Annotated in this window: 23 protein-coding genes; 13 read left to right on the top strand and 10 right to left on the bottom strand. The window is 58.4% G+C overall.

The window, feature by feature from the left end:
• Position 1 precedes the first annotated feature (1 nt).
• Together BP737_RS08790 and BP737_RS08785 are read right to left on the bottom strand one after the other, a co-directional pair.
• Positions 2 to 397 carry an STAS/SEC14 domain-containing protein gene (locus tag BP737_RS08790; protein WP_292409450.1) on the bottom strand — a complete coding sequence of 132 codons (396 nt, stop codon included), beginning with the start codon at positions 395 to 397 and terminating at the stop codon, positions 2 to 4.
• A gap of 122 nt (positions 398 to 519) precedes the next feature.
• Positions 520 to 1,071, bottom strand: a complete 552-nt coding sequence (locus BP737_RS08785) for an HdeD family acid-resistance protein (RefSeq protein WP_342686126.1) — start codon at positions 1,069 to 1,071, stop codon at positions 520 to 522.
• Positions 1,072 to 1,178: 107 nt separating this feature from the next.
• On the opposite strand from BP737_RS08785, the gene BP737_RS08780 reads away from it, so the two are divergent.
• Positions 1,179 to 1,718: a hypothetical protein gene (locus BP737_RS08780; protein ID WP_292409446.1), complete on the top strand. Its 540-nt coding sequence runs from the start codon at positions 1,179 to 1,181 to the stop codon at positions 1,716 to 1,718.
• Between the two features lie 78 nt (positions 1,719 to 1,796).
• On the top strand, positions 1,797 to 3,230 hold the full coding sequence (gene cls / locus BP737_RS08775) for a cardiolipin synthase (RefSeq protein ID WP_292409444.1): 1,434 nt from the start codon (positions 1,797 to 1,799) through the stop codon (positions 3,228 to 3,230).
• Between the two features lie 6 nt (positions 3,231 to 3,236).
• Here cls and BP737_RS08770 read toward each other — a convergent pair whose 3' ends face one another.
• From BP737_RS08770 to BP737_RS08750, 5 genes are all read right to left on the bottom strand, one after another.
• Positions 3,237 to 4,103, bottom strand: a complete 867-nt coding sequence (locus BP737_RS08770) for a PHP domain-containing protein (protein ID WP_292409442.1) — start codon at positions 4,101 to 4,103, stop codon at positions 3,237 to 3,239.
• Positions 4,104 to 4,218: 115 nt separating this feature from the next.
• On the bottom strand, positions 4,219 to 4,590 hold the full coding sequence (locus tag BP737_RS08765; protein WP_292409440.1) for an STAS/SEC14 domain-containing protein: 372 nt from the start codon (positions 4,588 to 4,590) through the stop codon (positions 4,219 to 4,221).
• Between the two features lie 42 nt (positions 4,591 to 4,632).
• On the bottom strand, positions 4,633 to 5,247 hold the full coding sequence (locus tag BP737_RS08760) for a hypothetical protein (RefSeq protein ID WP_292409438.1): 615 nt from the start codon (positions 5,245 to 5,247) through the stop codon (positions 4,633 to 4,635).
• 47 nt (positions 5,248 to 5,294) lie between these two features.
• Positions 5,295 to 5,855 carry a hypothetical protein gene (locus BP737_RS08755; protein WP_292409436.1) on the bottom strand — a complete coding sequence of 187 codons (561 nt, stop codon included), beginning with the start codon at positions 5,853 to 5,855 and terminating at the stop codon, positions 5,295 to 5,297.
• Positions 5,856 to 6,073: 218 nt separating this feature from the next.
• Entirely contained in the window at positions 6,074 to 7,099 is a 1,026-nt protein-coding gene (locus tag BP737_RS08750; protein WP_292409434.1) for an AI-2E family transporter, read from the bottom strand.
• A 525-nt stretch (positions 7,100 to 7,624) separates the two neighbouring features.
• Between BP737_RS08750 and BP737_RS08745 the strand changes: the two genes are divergently transcribed.
• The 7 genes from BP737_RS08745 to BP737_RS08715 all read left to right on the top strand — a co-directional run bounded on the left by BP737_RS08745 (position 7,625) and on the right by BP737_RS08715 (position 18,308).
• Entirely contained in the window at positions 7,625 to 8,092 is a 468-nt protein-coding gene (locus BP737_RS08745; RefSeq protein WP_292409563.1) for a zeta toxin family protein, read from the top strand.
• A 421-nt stretch (positions 8,093 to 8,513) separates the two neighbouring features.
• Positions 8,514 to 13,739 (top strand): PKD domain-containing protein, encoded by a 5,226-nt coding sequence (locus BP737_RS08740; protein ID WP_342686125.1) that lies wholly within the window; start codon positions 8,514 to 8,516, stop codon positions 13,737 to 13,739.
• A 13-nt stretch (positions 13,740 to 13,752) separates the two neighbouring features.
• Entirely contained in the window at positions 13,753 to 14,715 is a 963-nt protein-coding gene (locus BP737_RS08735) for a hypothetical protein (protein WP_342686124.1), read from the top strand.
• Positions 14,716 to 14,718: 3 nt separating this feature from the next.
• Entirely contained in the window at positions 14,719 to 15,303 is a 585-nt protein-coding gene (locus BP737_RS08730; protein ID WP_342686123.1) for a hypothetical protein, read from the top strand.
• A 176-nt stretch (positions 15,304 to 15,479) separates the two neighbouring features.
• A complete protein-coding gene (locus BP737_RS08725; RefSeq protein ID WP_292410992.1) occupies positions 15,480 to 16,685 on the top strand; it encodes a hypothetical protein in 1,206 nt (401 codons plus the stop codon).
• 161 nt (positions 16,686 to 16,846) lie between these two features.
• A complete protein-coding gene (locus BP737_RS08720; protein ID WP_292410991.1) occupies positions 16,847 to 17,854 on the top strand; it encodes a hypothetical protein in 1,008 nt (335 codons plus the stop codon).
• Complete coding sequence (locus tag BP737_RS08715; RefSeq protein WP_292410990.1) at positions 17,811 to 18,308, top strand: hypothetical protein; 498 nt, start codon at positions 17,811 to 17,813, stop codon at positions 18,306 to 18,308. Before BP737_RS08720 ends, BP737_RS08715 begins: the two co-directional genes overlap by 44 nt.
• A 34-nt stretch (positions 18,309 to 18,342) precedes the next feature.
• Here BP737_RS08715 and BP737_RS08710 read toward each other — a convergent pair whose 3' ends face one another.
• Positions 18,343 to 18,546, bottom strand: coding sequence for a hypothetical protein (locus BP737_RS08710; protein ID WP_292410989.1), 204 nt, complete (start codon positions 18,544 to 18,546; stop codon positions 18,343 to 18,345).
• Between the two features lie 178 nt (positions 18,547 to 18,724).
• On the opposite strand from BP737_RS08710, the gene BP737_RS08705 reads away from it, so the two are divergent.
• Both BP737_RS08705 and BP737_RS08700 read left to right on the top strand, forming a co-directional pair.
• Positions 18,725 to 18,916: a DUF5320 domain-containing protein gene (locus tag BP737_RS08705; protein WP_292410988.1), complete on the top strand. Its 192-nt coding sequence runs from the start codon at positions 18,725 to 18,727 to the stop codon at positions 18,914 to 18,916.
• Positions 18,917 to 18,980: 64 nt separating this feature from the next.
• Positions 18,981 to 19,346, top strand: coding sequence for a DUF134 domain-containing protein (locus BP737_RS08700; RefSeq protein WP_292410987.1), 366 nt, complete (start codon positions 18,981 to 18,983; stop codon positions 19,344 to 19,346).
• A gap of 112 nt (positions 19,347 to 19,458) precedes the next feature.
• Here BP737_RS08700 and BP737_RS08695 read toward each other — a convergent pair whose 3' ends face one another.
• Entirely contained in the window at positions 19,459 to 20,307 is an 849-nt protein-coding gene (locus BP737_RS08695) for a class I SAM-dependent methyltransferase (protein WP_292410986.1), read from the bottom strand.
• Between the two features lie 796 nt (positions 20,308 to 21,103).
• Here BP737_RS08695 and BP737_RS08690 point away from each other — a divergent pair.
• A complete protein-coding gene (locus BP737_RS08690) occupies positions 21,104 to 21,328 on the top strand; it encodes a hypothetical protein (protein WP_292410985.1) in 225 nt (74 codons plus the stop codon).
• Between the two features lie 92 nt (positions 21,329 to 21,420).
• Complete coding sequence (locus BP737_RS08685) at positions 21,421 to 21,591, top strand: hypothetical protein (protein ID WP_292410984.1); 171 nt, start codon at positions 21,421 to 21,423, stop codon at positions 21,589 to 21,591.
• Here the strand turns inward: BP737_RS08685 and BP737_RS08680 are convergent.
• A complete protein-coding gene (locus BP737_RS08680) occupies positions 21,586 to 21,900 on the bottom strand; it encodes a type II toxin-antitoxin system RelE family toxin (RefSeq protein ID WP_292410983.1) in 315 nt (104 codons plus the stop codon). The genes BP737_RS08685 and BP737_RS08680 overlap by 6 nt on opposite strands.
• Positions 21,901 to 21,960: the final 60 nt, after the last annotated feature.

The raw sequence follows: 21,960 nt of genomic DNA, 5'->3' as shown, positions 1-21,960 counted from the left end.
TTCAGGCAACCTGCGGAAGGACCGCAAGTCCTTCCCGCAGCCAGCCCCAGGCGTCCCGGAGACGGCTTTCGGGGAAGTAGCGGACGTCGACTCCCGGGAAGCCGACAAAGAGCCCCGGCAGACGGTTCATCCATTCCCGCCACCGCTCTCCCCCGACGACTGCGATCCGGTCGACCCTCGCTATCCCGGGCCACTGCCTGAAGGCCTCCCAGCCCTCCCCCGGCCTCCAGCTGCGGAAACTCTCGATCTTTAAGAGAACCCGGATGTTCTGGCGATCGTTGTTCATCGCTCGTTCGAGTTCCGGGACCAGAATGGTTTCGTACTCGATCTCGCTCAGTTTTCCGTCGAACCTGAAACCGACCACAGGTCCTGAACTTTCCCTCATCCGATCAAGCATGGGAGCCCCTATCGGTTCCTGAAGAGAAAAAGGCTACGGCCCTCTTCCTGCAGTGGGTATCTGCACCCTCGCTTCCCCGGCTACCGGCCGGAGATTCCGTTTACCCTTGTGGAAATGGTTCGTCAGGCAGGCCTCCGGAGTGCAATGATGATTGTCAGGGCTCCTCCGATGATGGCGAGGACCGCAAGGACCGTTACCAGAGCGAGAGCGGCGATGAACGGGTTTGCGATCAGAATGATCCCGAAGATGATGCTCACGATGCCGAGAACTCCCGCTCCCGTGCCGGCGCCGGAGAACCCTCGTACCAGATGGACGGCTCCGATGATCAGCCCTTCCACGCCGATGATGATGGCGAGAATCGTCGGAAGGAGATAGGTGCTGTAGAGCGGATAGGCAAGGACCAGGATGCCGGCGATAATGCCGAGAACACCGACGACTGTCTTCCACCCCTGGTCCGATCTATCCGAATAAAGGCTTGCCAGGACGAATATTCCATTGATCATCCAGTAGATCCCGAGGAGCACGGTAAGAACGAGGAGGATTCCGACGGGATACGCCAGGAGCAGGATGCCCAGGGCGAGGGCGACGATGCCCTGGATCAGAACGAGCCACCGGGGCAGGGGAACCGGCGTACCGAATCCGCCTATACCGATGCCGGATGTTGTGGTTGCCATAACTGCATCAAAGCATCGGATTTGGTATATAAACATGCCCGGTCCGACAGGGGCAGGATAGATATATACGCTCTAACTCTCCCTGCGGCACGGGAAGGCGGGGTGCAATGTTCCTCTCCGTGGTATTCACCTGGTTTCGTTATGCCGCAAAAGCAGTGGCAACCGGTTTCATCTTCACCACGCTCCTTCCCCTGATCTTCGGTCTGACGCTCGGCATCCCGACGGCGCAGGTGCTCGGCCTGATCGCGTCCACCGTCATCCTCCAGGCGAACGCCGCTTTCGTCGGCGTGGGAATGGGGATTCATCCCGCCGCGATCCTCACGATCATGACGCTGGTCGAGGTCGGCGCCGTGCTTGCCCTCTACTTCGTCTGCGACGCGTTCGCCTTCCAGTCGGCGCGGGTCGGAAACCTGCTGAAGCGCACGGAAGAGAAGATGAAAGGAGTGCCGCTCCTTGCAAGGTACGGTGCGGTGACGCTCCTCATCCTCCCGGTGGTCCCGCCTTTCGGGCTGTACTCGAGCGTCGTGATCGGGTGGGTCCTCCAGTGGGACCGGCGTCTCTCCTTCGTCTTCATCACCATCGGGTGGATCGGCGTCGCCACCTTTCTCATATTCATCGCGCTCGGGTTCGTATCCGTGTTCGTCTGACAATCGCCGCCCGGCAGATGGATATACTTCGCCGAGAGATAGAATGTCATATCCGATTCCATCGGGGAGGCAGGCTGAATGGAACTGGAAATCTCGATCGCCGTTATCCTGATCCTCAACGTTATATTCGCCGTCACCATCGTCTTCTTCGAGCGAAGGAACCCGACGGCGGCGATGGCCTGGCTGATGGTCCTCTTCCTCCTGCCGCCGGTCGGGTTCTTCCTCTACCTGCTCTTCGGGCAGAACTACGCCCGGCAGAAGATGTTCGTCGTCAAGGAACGGGAAGATCGCCGCTTTCTGCGTGAGGTCTTCGAGGAGCAGCATCGGGAGTTTGCCGATCCCCGCTACCGGTTTACCACCCCCGAGGCGACGGCGTTTCGCGAGACGATCATTCTCCTCCTCCGGAACAACCGGGCGTTCCTGACCGAGAAGAACCGGGTCGATATCTACACCCGGGGTGAGGATAAGTTCGGCGCGCTCTTTGCCGCGATCCGGGAGGCCCGCCATCATATCCACCTGGAGTACTTCGTCGTCAACAACGATGAACTCGGTCGGGCGGTCGTCCACGCCCTTGCCGAAAAGGCACGAGCGGGCGTCGAAGTCCGCCTCCTCTTCGACGCGATGGGGACCCGGGCCGGGGGCGGGTCGCGGAAGGCGTTCTCCGAACTGACGGACGCCGGCGGGAAGATCGGGGTCTTCTTCCCCTCCTTCTATCGGGTCAACTACCGCAACCACAGAAAGATCGCCGTCATCGACGGGGTCATGGGGTTCATCGGGGGGTTCAATATCGGAGACACCTACCTCGGGAAGGGGCCGCTCGGCCGCTGGCGCGACACCGCCATCCGGATCTCCGGATCGGGCGCCCAGATGCTCCAGTTCCGGTTCTTTCTCGACTGGAACTATACCACCGGCGAGAACCTGGTCCTCGATGGCCGCTACTTTCCCGACCCGGGCGCCCCCGGCACGACGCCCGTCCAGATTGTCTCGGGCGGTCCGGATACCCGGTGGAACCCGATAAAAGAGGGCTACATCAAACTGATCAACTCCGCCCGGGAGTCGGTCTACATCCAGACGCCCTACTTCATTCCGGATGGGAGCGTCACCGACGCCCTGCGGCTCGCGGCGCTCTCCGGCGTCGATGTGCGGATCATGATTCCCTGCAAACCCGACCACCCGTTCGTCTACTGGGCGACCCTCTCCTTCATCGGCGAGCTCCTGGATGCCGGGGTGCGGGCCTACACCTACGACGACGGGTTTCTCCATGCAAAGACGATTGTCGTCGACGGGAAGGCGGGTTCGGTTGGGAGCGCGAACTGGGACATCCGGAGTTTTCGGCTGAACTTCGAGGCGAACGCCTTCTTCTACGATGCGGCCGTCGGGGCCGAACTTGTGCGGGTCTTCGAGGAGGACCTTGCCGTCTCCACCGAGATCACGCCGGAACGCTACCGGGCGCGGTCCCGTCTGGTCCGGATGAAGGAGTCGGTCTCCCGGCTCTTTTCGCCGCTCGGGTAAGGCTCCTCACCCGTTCAGCCGGGACCGGACGAACTTCCTGATCCGGGGGAGGCTCTGCTCCCAGCGGGCCTGGAGGATGGGAATGGCGTAGGGGAGGTGGTGCGGGAGGACCGCAGTCCCCATCACCGCCTTCTCGACAAGCGGCCGTTCGCGGCCGATGACGACGGTGTTTTTCATCCGGACGGCATCCAGAAGTTCTTCCACGGTATCGGCCTCGGCGCAGGTGACGACCCCGCCGAGTTCGTGGAGGAGGTGGCCGTCGGTTCCGCCCGTCCGCCCGAGACCGTGAGCGACGGCGAGCCCGGCCGCCTTCAGGTTATGGGACCGGGCCATTCCGCCGCAGATGACCTCGAGGGCGTCGAGGCGGGAGAAGACCTCTTCGCCGATACATGCACCGGCGACGCACCGCTCGACCCCCCGGTTCAGGAAGGCATAGCCGCAGGGGTGCGCCTCGGCGGCGATGCAGGAGTAGTCTTCCCGGCGTTCGAGGATCTCCGGGGTGCTGAGGCGTATCGCGGTGAACGGGCCGTTCCTTCGGTTCTTCTCGATGTGGCGCCGGTAGAAGTCCAGAAGGTCGGAGACCGAGTAGAAGTAGAGGAGGATGTGCGGGCCGTCGTTGGCGCTGACCTCGATCCCCGGGACAAGGGGGACGTTGATCTTCTGGCCCCTGGCTTCAACGACGCCGCTTGCCTGGTTGTGGTCGGTTATCGCGAGCCCGATCCCCTGCCGGGCCGCGAGTTTCAGTGCGTCCCGTACGCGGGTCGCCGAATCGGAGTGCCGGGTGTGGAAGTGAAGGTCCGCCGGGAGCAGCCCGAGACGGCGGATCTCCTTCGGGAGGGGTTTCTGGAATATGATATCTTTATAATAGTGCATGGGTCGTTGTCTGATCAGCGGTTGGTCGTCCGGGGTGAAAAAGGGTTGCCTGTCCGTTGGAGAGATAGCCTCTCCGGCACCTATTGGGTTACCCGGCTTCATTTTGGGCCTCTTTTTACTCTGTCGGCTCCCGTACCCAGTCGAGCGCGGCATCCAGGTGGTCGGCGGGGAAGTGCCGTACATCGGTCCCGGTGAGGTCCACAAAGAGCCCCGGCAGGCGGTTCAGCCATTCTTCCGATCTCTCTTCGCCGACGAGCGCGATCCGGTCGACCCTCTCCATCTCCGGCCGGTCCTGGAGGGTCTCCCAGTGCCCGTGCGGCCTCCAGCCGTGGAAGTTCACGATGTAAAAGAGCATCCGGAGAGTCGGGTGCGCTCCCGCTTCTTTCAGCGCCGGGATGAGCGTCCCGTTGTAGTCTCTGGCCGTCATTTCGCCGTCGAACCGGAACCCGACGACGTTTCCCGCACCTGTCTCCATCTCCTCAAGCATGGCGCCCCCTCTTCGGGGCGAGTCGGAAAAAGGTTCCGGCCGTCACCCCGGCCCGGGCCCACCGGGGGCCACCATCTTTCCGGCGATCTCTTCCTTCGAGAACTCCGAGAGGTAGCGGTTCCCGGCGAGCGCAACGCCGATCGACCCGACGAGGACGAAGATCATGTCGAGCATGGTGTCGTCGAGGCCGTGCTGGAGATTTGTCCCGAGGAAGGTGTCGAAGACCCATTCGTAGATCTCCCAGAACCCCTCCATCGCCATCGCGGCCATGATGATGAACCCGACGATCATCCACCGGGAGAGGTTCAGCCGGCTGAACCGGTCGAGCAGCAGGACGGCGACGAAGGCGAGCACCGAGACGGTTATCCCGGAGACGAGGTGGGCGATCTTGTCGTAGTAGGGGTAGTAGATATCGTAGTATCCGAGAACTCCGCCGGCGATGTGGAGGTAGAGCGAGAGGGCGATAAGGAGGCTGACTTCCCAGGGGAGCGTGATGCTCCACCGGCGGGTGATGGCGGAGGGGACCAGCGTCAGGCCGAACGCGATGACGCCGCCGAAGACCTGCGAGTAGTCCCGAAGCGAGAGAGCGATAAGGACGTTTGCCGCGATGAGGGCCTGGAAGAGGCAGGCGAGGTAGAGTCCGGCGGGTCTCTTCATACAAAGGTTATGGGGCGCCGTCTCGTAAACGTCTTACGCCGCCGGCGTCACCACCCTTCGACCTGGATATCGATACCCGCGAGTTTCTGGTAGATCCGGTGTTTTCGTATCTCGCGCCGGTAGTTGTAGATGAAGTACTCGTAGGTGTCCCAGGCCGTCACCCAGTTTAAGATGGTGATCATCCCGGTGAGCAGGATGGCGACGGGACCGTCGAGATACCCGGCGAAGACAACGACGAAGAGGATGGCAACGCCTGCGTTGAATGCGGCGAGGACGAGACTGATCCTGCCCTCCCGGAGGGAGACCCTTCTGTCGTCGTCGAGGTCGGCTATACGGAACGAGAAGTGCTGCCTGATCGTCTCCGGGAGGAGCGCGACGATATCCGGGGTGAGCGATTCCTGGGGGAGGCCGATGGTGATGCCGACGATCTCCTTGATGCTGTAGCCGTCGAGATAACTGGCGATGTACTCCTCGGCGAACTCCGTGAGTTCCCGTTCGGGGAGCGGCGAGGGGTCTTCCGGGTCGAGGAGCTGGTCGATCGATTTGAAGAAGAACCCGACCTCGATTGCCCCGTCCCGCCCGGTCCTCGTAACCCTGACTTTCCGCATCTTCCACCACTCCCGGGCCCTTTAGCCTCGAACTGGGAAAATGAGAACCTGTATCCTGTTATATCCGCGTTTACCGGGGATTATTCTTCCGAAATTCTCCCGGGACATACTCTCTCTGTCGTGGGTGAGGGACGATCCGGAGGTTCACGGATGCCTTTCTGCTATTGGTATTCGCCGAAAATACGGCTGATGTAATGTCGGGGCCGATTGCCCGGCCGTTACTCCCGCCGGTCCCCGGAGCCCATCAGTTCGCCGATCCACCGGGTCTCTTCCCAGCTCTCGAGGAAGAGTTTCACCGCGATCGTCAGCGGGATGGCGAGGAAGACCCCGACCGCCCCGAGGATGAATCCCCAGAAGACGACGGAGAAGAGGACGACGAACGGCGAGAGGTTGAGTTCCCGCCCGGCCATGCGAGGGAGGACGAGGTTTTCGGCGGCGGCGTCGATGAGGGCGACGGCGACGATGACGGCCACGGCCCCCGCCGGCCCGAATTCAATGAGAGCGAGGAGGGTGGGCGGGATGGCGGCTGCAACGAGGCCGATGTAAGGGACGTAACTCAGGACGAAGGCGATAAAGCCCCAGAGCACCGCGAAGTCGACCCCGAGGAGGGTGAGAAAGAGCCCGGTCCCGACGCCGGTGACCAGGTTCACCTTCGTTCTGACCACCACGTAATTGATGAGAAGCCGGCCCGACTGCGAGAGGTGCCGGTAGGGGGAACTATCCGGCCCCAGGTACCGCGCGAGGGCCGCCGCAAGCCGGGGCGCCTCGATGAGGAGGAACCCGATCCCGACGAAGATGAGGAAGGCGTCGACGGCGGTGCCCCCGATCTGCCGGGCAATCCCGGCCGCCTGCTGGATCAGGAACCCCTGGTCGACGTAGTCCCATATCCTGATGCCGGCGAAGTCGATGCCGTAGTCGGCGAGTACGGCCGCCTGTGCTTCGAGGCTCTCCCGGTACTGCGGCAGGGAGCGGATAAACCCGGCGAGGGCTGCGCCGAGAAAGATGATCACTCCGACGAATAGCCCGATGAGCCCCGCGACCACCGTCCCGGCGGCGAGGACCGGGGGTACTCCCCGACGGGTCAGCCAGACCATGACGGGCGCGGTGATCATGGCGAAGAAGACGGCGACGAGGAGCGGGCCGAAGATCGGTGTTGCTGCCCGGACTCCCGCGAGCACGATGACGATCGCGGCCCCGATGATCGCGATGCGGGCAGGAGGGGAGAGGTTCCCGGCGAGATTCACAGGGATAGTATGGTACTTCCAGAGGAAAGAGGTTTCCGGAGGGTTCTGAGACCGTGGCCCTGTGGTCCCGGCGGTTATGGCGTCGCCTTGACATGGCGGAGGTCCTGAGTTCGAATCTCAACGAGCCCATTGTTTTTGGGTTGAATTGGTGAAAAGGTCATTATTGTGGCTAGAATACCATTTTAAGCGCTTTCTATCATCCCTTAGATAAATCTAGACGCATTTGTGACTCTGTTTCTCAGAAATTCGTCAGTCTCAGGACTCAGGGTAATGTGCCTTGTGATGCGGTTTTGAGTGGATTTTCGTTCTTTCACCATTTTTTTCTCCTTTCTCTTTTTCTCTTATGGCCATACTTTGGTATGGTTAATGGTCTGCTGGAGGGGTCTTAAAGGGGGGTTCCCTCGTGGCTGGAGGGCTATAGAGAGTTCCACTGGAAATAACCCCATTCTAATAAATACAGTTCCAAAAGCAGTAGCACTGATCTGAACATACTCGCCTACCGAAACCTACGTTAACGCCGACTACCTGAAACGTGAGAGGGATCTGACCGACCTTGAAGCGGCGCAGTTGGCGGATGCGCTGAGAAACGAATTGCTGGATCGTCGCGAAGATTTTTCGTTTGAAACGGTTTTATCCACCGATCGGAATCTACTGCTGTTGCAGAAGGCAAAAGAGTGCGGCTACGAGGTGCAGTGCATCTACGTCCTGACCTGTGACGAGAACATCAACGTCGCACGGGTTCGAGGACGCGTCGCCGCTGGCGGGCATGACGTGCCGGAGGGCAAGATCCGGGAACGCTATCACCGTGCGCTGGCGTTGCTTCCTCAGGTGATTGATGTCTGTGACAAAATTCGGGTATACGACAATTCCACTACTGAACCCACTACTAAACCGTCGCCAATTTTCGAGAAGGATGGCGAGTACTCGGAGGTATTTCCGAACGACCACTGGCCGGAAGCTAAACTGCGGGACCTGCTTACACTGAAAATCTGAGTCTCTTCTGCCTTCGCGCAACCTGCCGTCCGACATCCGACTCGATCCCAGGCCCAGAGTTTCCTGCTATTTTAGCCCGGAGGACCTCTTTCCGTCCCAAAACGGCCCACAAGACATAGATCGCGCAGAGTACAGTCTTCCGTTCGGCGGGAGAGAGTTTTTCCGGTGACATCTATTTCGTAAGTTATTTATTTCAATTCGTTGCACAACTAAATTTGTTGTAACCCAATAGTTGTTGACAATGTATGAGCAACCCTGAGCGTCCCACCATGGGGCGAGCAGAGAACAAGTGTGGGGCTCCCCTCAACCATCCATAGTAGCGGGAACCCCACAATACCCGAAGGCAGAAGTACGTTGGTAGCCCCCTACTTAAGGATAGCTTTCGACGCTTTTTGCCTCCGGTTCGCGATGGAGGCAGCATATGAGCACATCCCGGATTGAAAAATTCTCCTCTCTCCTCATGGCAGTACTGCTGGTTACGTCAGCACTTTTCCCTGTCGTGGGTGCAAACGCAACGACCGAATACGTAACCACCGTCGAGTTTACCACCCCGGGTAATCATACCTGGACCGTCCCGGTAGGCGTAACGAACGTGAGCGTTACTGTGGTCGGTGGGGGTAGTGGCGGTGGCGGATCAAGTCCCTGGGACCCAAGTCTGGACGGGTACGGCGGGCCCGGCGGACTTGCAGGTCAGATCATAGTAACCACGATCCCCGTGGTCCCGGGTAACCAATACTCCATTACGGTTGGTGCCGGAGGTACTCCCGGGTTCGGGTCTATCGTTGACGATGTCGATTATGGGGGTTATGGAGATTATGGGGCCTGGATCTACGCGACGGAAGGGGGCGCCGGAGGGTCATCATCGTTCGGGTCGATATCCGCTGCTGGAGGTCAACCTCAGCTCTTTAACGATTGGAGCAATTCATGGAACACTGAGTGGATGCCCTCGATATTGGGCCAACCCGGGGAAGCCGGGTTCGGGGATGTCCAGATCGCGGAACGCGGGGGGCTCCCAAAAGAGGATATCCTCTGGGGGATAGGCGATCCTTCCGATCTATCGCAGTTTTATGGGTTTGGCGGTCTTGGCTACGGAGCTGGTGGCGGCGGTCGAATGGGAACGCTCAACGCCATGGCGTGGGCCAGCTCGTGGTTACCGGACGGATGGCAATCTGGAGATCCTGCCCCCGGCCTCTACGGCGGTGCCGGTGCGCCAGGATACGTCAGGATCGAGTATGTGTCTGGCGGCGACCCGCCGATCGAGGGACTCTTCGCCAACTTCACCGCCTCCCCTACGATCGGTGACGCCCCTCTTGCCGTTCAGTTCACCGACACCTCAACCGGCAACTCGGCCTCCTGGTCGTGGGACTTCGACAACGACGGCGTCGTCGATTCCGTCGAGCAGAACCCGATCCACTCCTACACTACGGCAGGCAACTACACCGTGAACCTGACAGTCGCCAATATAGAAGGATCGGACAGTGAAGTCAAGACCGATTACATCACCGTAACCGAGTCGTTCGGAGGCACCGAACCGCCGGTTGCAAACTTCACGGCCAACGTCACCAGCGGAGAAGCACCGCTCAACGTCCCGTTCACCGATACTTCCACGGGCATGGTCACGTCGTGGGCATGGGACTTCGACAACGATGGTGTCGTCGACTCCGTCGAGCAGAACCCGAACCACACCTACACAGCGCAAGGTGCCTACACCGTGAACCTGACGGTCGCCAATATAGAAGGATCGGACAGTGAGGTCAAGACCGATTACATCACCGTCACCGAGCCTGAGCCGGTCACCGCCTACAGCATCCATCTCAGCGTGAGCGGCACCCACGCCTTCCCCACGCAGACGGTTGGCTACGACCCTGTCGAGGATCTTACTATCCTCGTGAACAACACCGGCAATCAGCCGACCGGGTTGCTGAACGTATCGCTCTCCAACGCCAATTTCACGGTTTCCCCAACTTCGATCGACAACATCACCGTGGGTGAAAACGCCACCTTCACCATCACACCGATCGTCGGCCTCAATGAGGGAACCCACACCGCCACCGTCATGGTATCGGGCGGTAACGGCATCAGCAAATCATTTGACGTCTGCTTCACGGTGACCGCCGCACCGATCTACGGCATCGATCTCAGCGAGACCGGTACCTATGCCTTCACCAACCAGACGGCTGGATACGGCTCCATTACGTCTCATGCCGTCACCGTGAGCAACACCGGCAATCAGCCGACCGGCCTGCTGAACGTGACGCTCTCCAACGCCAATTTCACGGTTTCCGTACCCACGATCAGCAGCATCGGCATGGGTGAAAACACTTCCTTCACCGTCACGCCGGTCGCCGGCCTTAGTGAGGGAACCTACATCGCCACCGTCATGGTATTGGGTGGTAACGGTATCGGCAAATCATTTGATGTCCGCTTCACGGTGACCGCCGCACCGACCTACGGTATCACTGTCAGCGAGAGCGGCATCTACGCCTTTACCAGCCAGACGGTTGGCTACACCTCTGTTGCGAACCGTACCGTCACCGTGAACAACATCGGCGTTCAGCCGACCGGGTTGCTGAACGTGACGCTCTCCAACGCCAATTTCACGGTTTCCGCACCCACGATCAGCAGCATCGGCGTGGGCGGTAACGCCACCTTCGCCGTCACGCCGAACCACGGCCTCGACGAGGGAACGTACACCGCCACCGTCACGGTAGCGGGAGGGAATGGTATCAACGAATCCTTTGAGGTTAACTTCGCGGTGCACCCGGCTCTGAACCTCCTCACGATCACATCGCCGCTCGACGACACTGTCTCCAACGAGGAGATCACGGTGGCGGGTCTCGTCAACGATCCCGCTATCGCAAACGTCACATTGAACCACAACGGCGCGGTCTCGATTATTCCGGTACAGAACGGCACCTTTTCGACGACGGTGTACCTCTCCGATGCAAACACCATCGTCGTTACGGCCACCGACACCAGCGGCCTCTCGCACGCAGAGACCATCCTTCTCGACGGCGACCTGCTGCCCGCCGCCTTTGAACTGGCGATCGGGTTCGATCCGCTCGACCCCGACTCCGGCTGCTCGCAGTATCCCGACGACCTGGCCGGAGACGGGACCATCGACGGCCGTGAGTTCCTCGACGGCTACCTCCCGGTCTTCGTGAAGTACCGGATCGGCTGCGATCCGTTCAACCCCGATACCGATGGCGATGGTCTCACCGACGCCTTTGAACTCCTCTATCTCGGATTACTGACCGATCCCACCCTGATCGACACCGACGATAACGGTATCCCCGACCCGGATGAAGATCTCGACGGCGACGGCCTCACCAACCTGCAGGAACAGCTCTACGGGACCGATCCGCTCTTCACCGACAACGACAACGACGGGCTTTCCGACAGCGTCGAGATCACGGCCGGTACCAACCCGCTTCTTGCGGATTCCGACGACGACGGGTTACTGGACGACTCCGAGCTCCGCCTCGGGACCGATCCGAACAATCCCGATACCAACGGGGACGGCATCCTCGACGGCTTAGAGGTCTACACCTCGATCGCAGAAGACCCCGCGCTCGGCGTGACGGTCGCCGTGACCGGGGCCGGCGATCTGGCCCGCTCGCTCATGATCTACAACTTCGATTCGCCGCTCTACACCGGCACGCCTGCGCGCGTCGGCCCCGTCACCGATCTGCAGTTCGCCGATCCACAGTTGAACGAGACCGTGGCTCCGGCGCTGGTGACCCTGCCGTACGACCCTGCGCTGGCGAACGCCTCGACCAACATCTCGGTCATGATCTTCAACCCGGCGATCGGCACCTACGAGCCGGTGGCGACGACCGTCGATCCGGTTGCCCATACCGTCTCGGCGACCCTCTCCGTCCCCGCCACCGTTGCGGTCTTCGACGCCGATATCTGGGAGGGGCTGTTCTTCTACCCCCAGGCTGACGAGCTGGTCCTCTGGGATGGCACCCTCGTCCACATGGATCTTGATGATATCATCTCGACGCTGGATCTGGTGGGCCAGGAATGGGTGGTCCACCTCACCACTGCCGAGCTCCAGGACCCAGGCTACCAGTCGTTCGACGACGGGGCGTCGTTCCCGGCGGGCTACTACGTGATCCAATGTGTCGGTCTCTACAACAACAACGTGTATATAGTCCCCAGCCTCTGGCGCACCGGTGCGATACCCGCATGGGAGAACTACGGCGACGGCTACGGCTCCACCGGCGGCATGGTCGTCAGTCATTCCGGGTACCAGACCCCGGTCAGTCACCTGCCGATGGTCGCCTATCAGACCCTGCTGCTTAAGCACGAGGGCGGCCCGATCACGATGTGGGACCGTTACTCCAACCCCTACTACGTCTACGGCGATGTGACCTACACCCTGATGGTCTACTCGGATTACGATTCCGACGGTGACGGCATCCCCGACTGGCTCGAGAAATTCGGCTGGTGGGATTGTCTTGGGAACGTACATACCACCGATCCGAACAACCCCGATACCGACGGTGACGGTATCTCCGACGGCGAAGAGGCGGGCGAGATGATCGTCACTGCGGACGGGAAGATCTTCTTCATCATCAGGAGCGATCCGAACAGCGTCGACGGGGACGGGGATGGGATCTCCGATTACCTCGAATGTTACGTGTACGGTACCGACCCGCTCTCCCGGGACACCGACGGCGACGGTCTGACCGACGATTACGAATTTGAGATCGGAACCGATCCGTTCAACGCCGATTCCGACGGCGATGGGTGGGTCGACGGGAAGGAGGGTGAACCGCTCGATGCCGGTACCCACGAGTACGGCGTTTTTGGTGCCGGACGAGAACTTGTGCTGGGAGCCGTCTATGGCGCTTACGCCGAGGAGAACCACGACAACGTCTACTATATGTTTGGTTCGGTTCTGAGCGGCATCCTCGTCTTCGGCGACATCCGGGACGCCGGGGTGTACATCTCCCAGGGAGACAAGCAGATGGCGCTTGTCTGCCTCATCGGGCTGGTCCCCGGTGGCGGTGACGGTGGGAAGTATATTGGAAAACTTGCCCGGCAGTTCACCGAATTCCCGGAACTGGCCCTTAAAAAAGAGTGCAGAGAGGTTGCCGTCGAAGCTATCCGGAAGAACTGTCCGACGGAAATTGAAAAGATCGCGGCACTCGACGAGATCTATGCCGGTTCAGGAACAAGGCTTACCGGCGCCGGTGTCCAGGCGGACGACCTCATAGGGATCATTTCTGAAAGCAAAAAGAATGGAGACCTGCGCCTGATCCAATCCGGTAAGAGGTGGGGCGATAGGCTGGTGCTTTATCCTGATTCACAGGTTAATCATTATATCAACAAACATGTCCTCGGGACGGAGCATGGGCGGCCGGGAACACAGGTTACCTTCTTCCCACTTGGGTATGAGGTGAGGCCCGGGCTAGTCACGCCGAACGCCATGACAAGGGAACAGCTCGATCAACTCATCGACGACAGCATCCGGTACGGTATCCAAAAACTGGACCGTGGCGACTGGGTATACATTTATCAGCCCAATGCATACGGTATTGAGGAAATGAAAACTATTACGAAAACCACCGGGGAGTTCAAATCATCGTACCCGACAAAGGGGCCTAATGTTAGAGATTATAGGGAACCGCGGATGTAAAGAGGTGTGATCGATGTCTGAAGTTCATATTGACTTCATAATTTACAAGGATAGCTCCCTTACCCGTGGGTGCGCTGATGACATTGAGGGGGGGATTCGTATCGTTATCGACGGTATTGTCGTTACGCGGTCCGAGGCACCGGAGCGCGATGAGGGGTTCCGGGGAGACTTCATCTACTCCCTTTTATCCAGCTGGCTCGACACCATCCCGAAAATGCTGTCCCACGTTCCGCACCACAGCGACTTCCTTGACGAACCTTCCGCATTTGAATTTATTCCCCGGGATGATGGACGGACGTATGTCCGGTTCTTCCACCTGTCGTCCCAGGATCCTAGAAACTATCGATTTGATGACGATCTGCATGACATCGTTTCTCCCACAGAGGAGGAATGGAATAAAAAGTATCCCAACTACCCCACCGGAACCCCTGCCGATACAGTCGACCTCGTCAATGCGATCCTGGACGTCGGTGAACGGTTTTACGCCGATATCGCCTCAAGAACCTTCGTCTGTGGAACCGGGCCGGAAGCGCCCGGTGTCCCGGAGTTCAAAGAAACACTCGACACGGCAAAGGAGTACGTGCAGAATCACGTGGTCAACCATCAGATAGTTCGGTCACGCCCCCGGGGTGTAGATCTCCCGGAGGAGCTCATCAACAAGCACGTCCTCGGGACCGAGCGTGGGGAGCCGGGGATGAGAGTGACCTTCTTCCCGCTTGGGCATGAGGTGAGGCCGGGAATCGTCACGCCGAACGCCATGACCCTGGAGGAGCTCGGTCAACTCGTCGACGAAAGCATGCGGTATGGTACCAAAATGCGGGGCCGCCGTGAGTGGGTGTACATCCACCATCCCAATGCATACGGTATTGATGAAATGCGAACTGTTACGAAACCTAATGGGGAGTTCAAATCATCGTACCCGAAAGAGGGGCCTAATGTTGTAGAATACTGGGAACCAGAGATATGGGAGGTGTGACCAATGTCTGACGTCCGCATTGACTTCATGATTTACGAGAATATTCCCCTTTCCCGTCAGAGCCCTGATGATATTCAGGGAGGAGTTCGCATCGTTGTCGACGGTATTGTCGTCACGCGGTTCGATGCGCCGAAACGTGACGAGGGATTCCGCGGAGACTTCATCTACTCCCTTTTAGCCGACTGGCTCTGGGCCAGTCGGAAAATGCTGTTGCATGCCCAACATCTCAGCGAGCTCTACGACGAGCCTTCCGCATTTGAATTTATTCACAGAGATGGACGGACCCATGTCCGGTATTTCCATTATAGAAATGTCGGTCCGGCGTATCGGTATGATTACGATCTGCGTGAGAACGTTCGCACCACGTATGAGGAGATGAATAAGAAATATCCCAACTATCCCACCGGAACCCCTGTCGATACGATCGACCTCGTCAATGCGATCCTGGATGTCGGCGAACGGTTTTATGCTGATATCGCCTCAAGAACCTTCGTCTGTGGAACCGGGCCGGAAGCGCCCGGCGTCCTTGAGTTCAAGAAAGTACTTGATACGGCGAAGGAATACGTAAAGAATCACGTACGGGATTGATTGCCAATCCCGACTGTGTTTCCCGGACCCGGGAGCCTTTCTTGGCCTAGGAGCGACGCCCCCCTCAGTGGCGTGCTTGTTTTTGGCGGTATCCACGGTGGTGGTGTCGCTATCTCCTTTGGAAATCGGTAAGAGGCAATGTTCTCCAGATCACGCATGCCGGCGGCAAGATCGGGATGTGGAACCATGATGCGGGCATCACCAGCGACACCAACGGCGAAGAGGCCGGGCAGATGGTCTGGGTCGACGGGAAGATCTGCTTCATCCTCGTGAGCGACCCGAACAGCGTCGATGGAGACGGGGATGGGGTCAGTGACGTACTCGAACTTACGGAATACGGTACCGACCCTCTGGCGCGCGACTCGGATCGTGACGGCCTGACCGACTCCTATGAACTTGAGAACGGGACCGACCCCACCAACCCCGATACCGACGGTGACGGGTGGGTCGATGGAAAAGACGGCGAACCGACCGATGCCGGCACGCACGACTACAGCGCCGGGCGCGCAGCGGCCGAACTGGTCCTCGGGTTCACTCTGGGTGCCTATGCCGAGGAGAACCACGACAACGTCTACTACCTGATCGGCTCGTCACTGAGCGACATCCTCGTCTTCGGCGACATCCGGGATGCCAGGGTGTACATCGCCCGGGGAGACAAGGCGATGGCGCTTCTCTGCCTCGCCGCGCTGGTCCCCGGCGGCGGCGACGGTGTGACGTTTGCCAAAAATGCTGCCAAGTACGTCGATCCGCACCGTCTCTTTACTCTGATGCCAGAATACAGAGTGCCTATCGCCAAAGCTATCTGGGGGAGCGGTTTGAACGATGCGGGCAAGATTGGCATGCTTGATGAGGCGTTCCTGGGGTTGGGGACGAGGGTCTTCAGGACAGGGGATGGCGTTACTGTCGATGACGTGCTCAATCTCGTTCGCGATGGGTCAAAGAGGCTCTCACCGACCGAGATACAGAGGGTGGTCAAGCATGCGGACGGAACCATGATCTGGCTGGAGGATGGTACGCTGAAAGCGGCGGACGGGAAGATCCTGGGGTCAGTAGATGACGTTGGTGGAAGCGGGTGGATACACATCGAGAATAACCACATCGTCCGCTGGGATAAAGATGAGGTCGCTACAAACCAATTCGCCGGGGCGTTTGGGAAGGACTTTGAGAGCGAAGAGACTATAAGGAACCTGATCATGGATGGCGCAAGGACGGGGCTGGCGGACACAAATAATCCGATGACGTTCTGGAAGAGAGTCGACGCGGATCACTTCCTGGAGGTCGGGGTTGGCAGTAACGGATATATCGTTACGGCGCATCCACGATCTCTCGAAGATCCGGATTTTCCCGCCCACGTTAAGGATATGTTCAATATACCTAGGTGACGCAGATGTTTCGAGGTGGGATAAAAGCAAAGATCCTGAGAAACACTCCGGTTTCAGTGGACAAGTATAGCGGGCATGTGTTCGACCAGAGTGTCTCTATCGAACTGCAGGGTGATACGATAATTGACCTGTTCGACCCTGATCTGCGGAGTAAAGATGATATGGTGGGCACGATCAAGACGGTCGGTATTCTGGCGTTTGCCGCCCATGTTGCAAAACTTCCTTCGCCGGTGAAAAGGGTCGAGTCAGAGCCTCCATTTTTTGGCGAGATCGTCTATATCGACGCACAATACAAAAGTCTGTACGTTGATGTTGGTCCGGGTACGATCGTCGTCGGTCTCTGCCACGAGGAACGCGACACCTTTCCCGATTACCGGGTCGGGGACTACGTCCGGGTTGGACCGAGCCGACTGGACTTCGTCGGTGCGTGGGATCTGGACGGCGGGGGGGGAAGCGGCTGGGCTCACATCGTGGCCAACTACGTCGATACCCCGGCGAGCGATCAATTTTATTCCGCGTTCGGTCTGTATCATGTGCACCGGGAAAAGATTAAAGATCTTATTATGACCGGCGCGCGGGATGGCGTCGCGAGTGGGAAGAACATCTACCGGTATCGCGAACCTGTTTCCGGGAGGGTGCTGCACCTGCTCGTTGCCGATTCCGGCTATCTCGTGACGGCGTATCCCGAGACGCCCCGCATCCCGGACGGATCGCTGAGAGAGAGCCTCAAGGTTCCTGTCCGCGTCGTGGCCATACGACCGGACGCTGAATACGAGGGGAAGATGTATACGCAGGTCGTACGTGTTGAATTCACGAACGGTACTAGGATCTCCGTCCTCGACGACGACCTGCTCTGCACGCCCGGGATGATCGGGCAGACTCGGAACGTCGTTCTGAGCATGCTGGGCCGTCTGGAGAGACAGAACGTCACCGATCAAGAGGTGTACGCGGAACCTGCAATGCCGCTGATCGAGATCAACGGCCGTGTCGATGCGCTCATCGACCCCGACGATCCGGCAGAGGCCGAGCGGGGATACATGGCCGTCGTTGACTTCGGGTTCGGCAAGGTTCTGGTCGAGACCAATAGCGAGTATTTCCTTAAATTAAAGTTGCAGGAAGGGGATCGTGTCCGCATCGACGGCCGTGTCGATCTGCGCGGGATCGAATAGGTCCGATCTCCTGTTCTCCCCTTCTCTGGGGCTGTTCCAAGACTCACGGGATCAGCAGACCCAGAGCGGGATCACCACGACAGAGGATCTGACCGGTTGGTGGTGGGAGTTCCGTCTCACCACCAATCCGCTCCGGTCCAACAGCGCCCATTGGTTCAACGGCGGGGCGTCGTACCTGCCGGGCCACTACCTGATCAGCTGTAGAGGCAACTACAACAACGCGGTGATAATGCCGGGGTGGATGGACTGGCGCATCGCTTCGAAACTCGCATGGGACGACTACGGCAACCTCGGCATGGCCGTCCGCTACACCGACTTGGACGGTAGTCTCCTTCGTTCTCTCAGAGAAGAGAAGGGAGTTTTCCCTGTTTTCTCCTATTTTCTCCCCAGGAGAAGAGAAAAGAGTTTTCCCAACTTATCCAATAAACTTCCTGTGCGAATACTTAACATTTAACTGATTGATCATCGCGTAGTGCGTGGTAGCGGATTTAGAGTGCAAATTTATCCGTTCTGCTGCCCGGGCAAGAGTATGAATACCCTGCCGTCAGCAATGAAGCTACGCTTATTACAAACTCTGCGCCGACAGCCAGAGGTCCTGAACGATTTTTGTTTTCCGACGTTGCGGCATATGTCAGGAATTTCTTACCCACACCAGTATCGGCCATATATTCAGGTATTGATATTTTATCCACATCACTACCTCCCCTATCTCCCCGCAAGACCCTTGAAAAATATTCTCAGTGTTTTTAAGTCCTTAAACGTGAAACGGCCAGCGTTATGGCGTCGCCTTGACATGGCGGAGACCGATCGTCCACTTTAGATAATTTAATATATTTATACTCATATGTGTAAAAATGGAGGTGATACACCATGCCAGGATTTGACGGAACCGGACCCTCCGGTCGCGGCCCCATGACGGGCGGCCGCCGGGGCCGGTGCGTTCCCCCTCCGGCGGCGGAAGGCGAGTCTTCCGCGCCGGTGCTTCGTGGCGCCGGTCGCGGCGGCATCTCGTGGGGATGCGGCTGCGGTTTCTGCGGCGGTCGGGCACGCGGTCGGGGATGACCCCCGTGCCGGAGCGAAGGCACTATCTGCATGTGGGACGGAGCTCTTCTCCAGAGATGATACCATGAACGAGAGAGAGCCCGGCGGAGGATGTGGTCGCCGCGGACGCGGCCGGCCCCGGGTCCGCCGGATGATCGGAGACCCGGGAGCGTTTCGCTGTTTCGGCCCGCTCTGCGGAAGGCCTGATGAGGTCGTCATCGTCCTTCCCGAGGAGGTGGAGGCGTTGCGGCTCGTCGATCTCCAGGGGCTCGAACAGGAAGAGGCCGCTCTCGCCCTCGGCATCTCGCGTAAGACCCTCTGGCGCGACCTCCACGAGGCGCGGAGGAAGGTCGCCGACGCCCTGGTGCACGGGAAGACGATCCGGATCGTCGGGTGCGGCCGCCGGGGGGAGGAGGGGTGCCCGGATGACGAGGGCGGCCCCTCCCCGTGACCGGTCTCTCCTCCCCGGCGTGCGGATATCTGACAGCCCGTACCGGCTTCGCTGATTTTGGTCGAGCCGGAACACTGTTTTCAGGGGCTTTTTCCGAAGAAGGAGATCCGGGTTACGCCGTCTCCCACCACATGACCACCACGTTGTTTGTCTCGACGAACGTGCCGTCTGCATCGGCGTGCGGGAGGATCAGGTCCCGGATGCGTTTCGCCACGTCCTCGTCGACCTCGACGAACCGGCCGATGAAGGACGCCGTCGAACGGACTTTCTCCTCAAGAGTCATTGTATTGGTGAACGAGAAGTGCGTGACGTTCAGCAGCCTGCCCCATTCCCTGAGGATGACGTAGGCGAAATAATCGCCGTCGGGTTCGAACTCACCGGCATACTCTCTGCCGGTAATCTGCGAATAGACTTCCTTGACGAGATCGCCTCTCCCGGCAGGCTGCACGACCGCGCAGTACTTCTTGGAAGCATTCTCCATCTTCTCCAGATGCTCTTCAAGGTCCGGGATCATCCAGAGGAAGTGCGAGCAGAATACAAGGTCGTACCTGCCCCTCAACGCTTCGTCGTCGGTGCGCAGCCAGTTTTTGTGGATCACGTCGACGTTGTCGCATGACTCTTCGCGCAGGTTCTCCTCGAGATGCGCGATATTTTTCAACGAAAGGTCGACGGCGGTGATCATTTTCACCCGTTTCGAGAGGGGGACGGTCACCGTCCCTGGCCCCGGCCCGATCTCAAGCACCTCTGCGGACCGATCGAGAAAGCCGGAGAAGATCTCGGTGGTTTTTCTCCCGTACTCGTATTCGCCTTCCTTGACTCTTTTTGAGAAATCTGAGGCGGTTTTTGTCTTTATGTCGGGGTCGAAACGGAGTTTCGGACCTTTGAACCTCTCACCTAGGATCGCTTCCCGTGCTTCGTTCCAGTTGATCCGGTATTTTAAGTTGCGCCTCTCTCCGATCATGACAGAGTATCTTCCCGAACGATGGGATAAACGTTAAGTATGTGACATTTATCTTGCGGGGGTGGAGGGTGTGAACCGAACAACCCCCATACATCTTTTTTCTGAACTTCACTCTTACTCATTACTCATTACTCAAAATACATGCGTGAGTAAGATGGTAAGACCCGGCCATCAGGCAGGGTCATTTAGGATTTCTTTTATCCGTCCGATAATAGCTGGCGACAACAGCGCCCGGACGAGTGGATCGTTGTAGTCTATCTGTGCATCTCTGTGCCCCCGCGCGTTGGAGTACTGCCAATGGCTCTCCTGTGCCAAACCACTGTCGCGCCTATGATCGGGTTCCGGGGCCACGTCCGCACATCGTTTTGACGTTCGAGGGACCATAGGCAATCCCAGTAGGATATTCACCGCTCCAGGCTGTTAAACCCCCAACCGCGTGGTGCGAAAGTGAAGATGTATTAACTCAATTAGTTTTGCATATCATGTTTGCATTTCAAGTCTGCATAGCGCCCCTTGCTACGTGGTTCCGGCGCGAGACGGTTTGGATACCCATAAATCTCTGAAAATCGAGCTCCTCACTAATGGCGACAGAAGATCTCTCTTTAATCGTCACATTGTTCGTCGGGATCGGAAGTTTTATCCTCGGATGTGCGACTGTCTATTCAACGTGTGTCAGACCGATCGAGCGGCGACTTACCGAACTTGAAGGGCAGATGAAAAATTTAAACCCTATAATTGAGATATGTCAATCATTGGGTTCGATACACGTTGTTGAAATGCTCAAAGGTGATCGTAAATGAAACTGACTCCGAACGAGTTCCACGATATGCAGCTCCTCCTTGGAAAAACGCAGGTCGGGCAAAACCTGACCCCTCAGGAAGAGATGCGGCTGCGGTCGTATATCCGAAAAGAACAGCCGGAGTCTGCCGATGACCCCCTCGACGCGATCATCAAGGTCGGGCTGGTGGTGGTCGGGATATACCTCCTCTACAAGGCATTTCAGAGTCTTAGCGAGGCGTAACCCCCGTCTCCAACATAGCGTACCCCAACCGCGCGGCGTGAACGTGATCCTCGCCCAAAACTATATCTTTCCAGATACAGACATCATCATGTATGCCGACGAAGACGGTAGTCGAGCGGAAGAAGGCAACCCCGAAGACTAAAAAAACCCTTACTCAGGCTGAAATCCAGGCCAGTATCGATAGACTGGATGCAGACATGGAGAGAGCGGGGAAGGGTCGGAAATATACTCTGGCCGAGATAAAAAAGGAATTTGGGCTATAAATCGATGTGCGGGTACATCTGGTGTGCCGCCTCGAAACCCACTATCAGATGAACCTGAGCAAACCTGTTATCTTTTGCCCCCATCACCTTGTAAAACACGGTGTATTTCCTCTGAACATGTAGCCGGTGAGTGTTCACCCTCCCTTTCAGTTTCTTCTTATTGCATTGTTTGATCGGGGCGAAGAGGTATTCGCCCAGGCAAAACTCTATTTTCTGGATGATTTTTTGGACATACTCGCTGTCAACACGCTCAATTGCCTTAAGGTCTTTCTTTGCGCTCTCTGTGATTATGACCTCGTATTTCGTCATGCGCCTCCCTCAGACCTCGACGCCCCGTGCACGCAGCGCGGCGATCACACCCTGCTCTGC

Source organism: Methanoculleus sp. UBA291, from assembly GCF_002499755.1.
Taxonomy (GTDB): domain Archaea; phylum Halobacteriota; class Methanomicrobia; order Methanomicrobiales; family Methanoculleaceae; genus Methanoculleus; species Methanoculleus palmolei.
This window is presented reverse-complemented; position numbering and strand designations above follow the sequence as displayed.

Excerpts from the sequence above, each read along its gene's own strand:
- BP737_RS08790 (WP_292409450.1), bottom strand. The coding sequence starts at position 397 with ATGCTTGATCGGATGAGGGAAAGTTCAGGACCTGTGGTCGGTTTCAGG.
- BP737_RS08785 (WP_342686126.1), bottom strand. The coding sequence starts at position 1,071 with ATGGCAACCACAACATCCGGCATCGGTATAGGCGGATTCGGTACGCCG.
- BP737_RS08780 (WP_292409446.1), top strand. The coding sequence starts at position 1,179 with ATGTTCCTCTCCGTGGTATTCACCTGGTTTCGTTATGCCGCAAAAGCA.
- cls (WP_292409444.1), top strand. The coding sequence starts at position 1,797 with ATGGAACTGGAAATCTCGATCGCCGTTATCCTGATCCTCAACGTTATA.
- BP737_RS08770 (WP_292409442.1), bottom strand. The coding sequence starts at position 4,103 with ATGCACTATTATAAAGATATCATATTCCAGAAACCCCTCCCGAAGGAG.
- BP737_RS08765 (WP_292409440.1), bottom strand. The coding sequence starts at position 4,590 with ATGCTTGAGGAGATGGAGACAGGTGCGGGAAACGTCGTCGGGTTCCGG.
- BP737_RS08760 (WP_292409438.1), bottom strand. The coding sequence starts at position 5,247 with ATGAAGAGACCCGCCGGACTCTACCTCGCCTGCCTCTTCCAGGCCCTC.
- BP737_RS08755 (WP_292409436.1), bottom strand. The coding sequence starts at position 5,855 with ATGCGGAAAGTCAGGGTTACGAGGACCGGGCGGGACGGGGCAATCGAG.
- BP737_RS08740 (WP_342686125.1), top strand. The coding sequence starts at position 8,514 with ATGAGCACATCCCGGATTGAAAAATTCTCCTCTCTCCTCATGGCAGTA.
- BP737_RS08735 (WP_342686124.1), top strand. The coding sequence starts at position 13,753 with ATGTCTGAAGTTCATATTGACTTCATAATTTACAAGGATAGCTCCCTT.
- BP737_RS08730 (WP_342686123.1), top strand. The coding sequence starts at position 14,719 with ATGTCTGACGTCCGCATTGACTTCATGATTTACGAGAATATTCCCCTT.
- BP737_RS08725 (WP_292410992.1), top strand. The coding sequence starts at position 15,480 with ATGTGGAACCATGATGCGGGCATCACCAGCGACACCAACGGCGAAGAG.
- BP737_RS08720 (WP_292410991.1), top strand. The coding sequence starts at position 16,847 with ATGGTGGGCACGATCAAGACGGTCGGTATTCTGGCGTTTGCCGCCCAT.
- BP737_RS08705 (WP_292410988.1), top strand. The coding sequence starts at position 18,725 with ATGCCAGGATTTGACGGAACCGGACCCTCCGGTCGCGGCCCCATGACG.
- BP737_RS08700 (WP_292410987.1), top strand. The coding sequence starts at position 18,981 with ATGAACGAGAGAGAGCCCGGCGGAGGATGTGGTCGCCGCGGACGCGGC.
- BP737_RS08695 (WP_292410986.1), bottom strand. The coding sequence starts at position 20,307 with ATGATCGGAGAGAGGCGCAACTTAAAATACCGGATCAACTGGAACGAA.
- BP737_RS08690 (WP_292410985.1), top strand. The coding sequence starts at position 21,104 with ATGAAACTGACTCCGAACGAGTTCCACGATATGCAGCTCCTCCTTGGA.
- BP737_RS08685 (WP_292410984.1), top strand. The coding sequence starts at position 21,421 with ATGCCGACGAAGACGGTAGTCGAGCGGAAGAAGGCAACCCCGAAGACT.
- BP737_RS08680 (WP_292410983.1), bottom strand. The coding sequence starts at position 21,900 with ATGACGAAATACGAGGTCATAATCACAGAGAGCGCAAAGAAAGACCTT.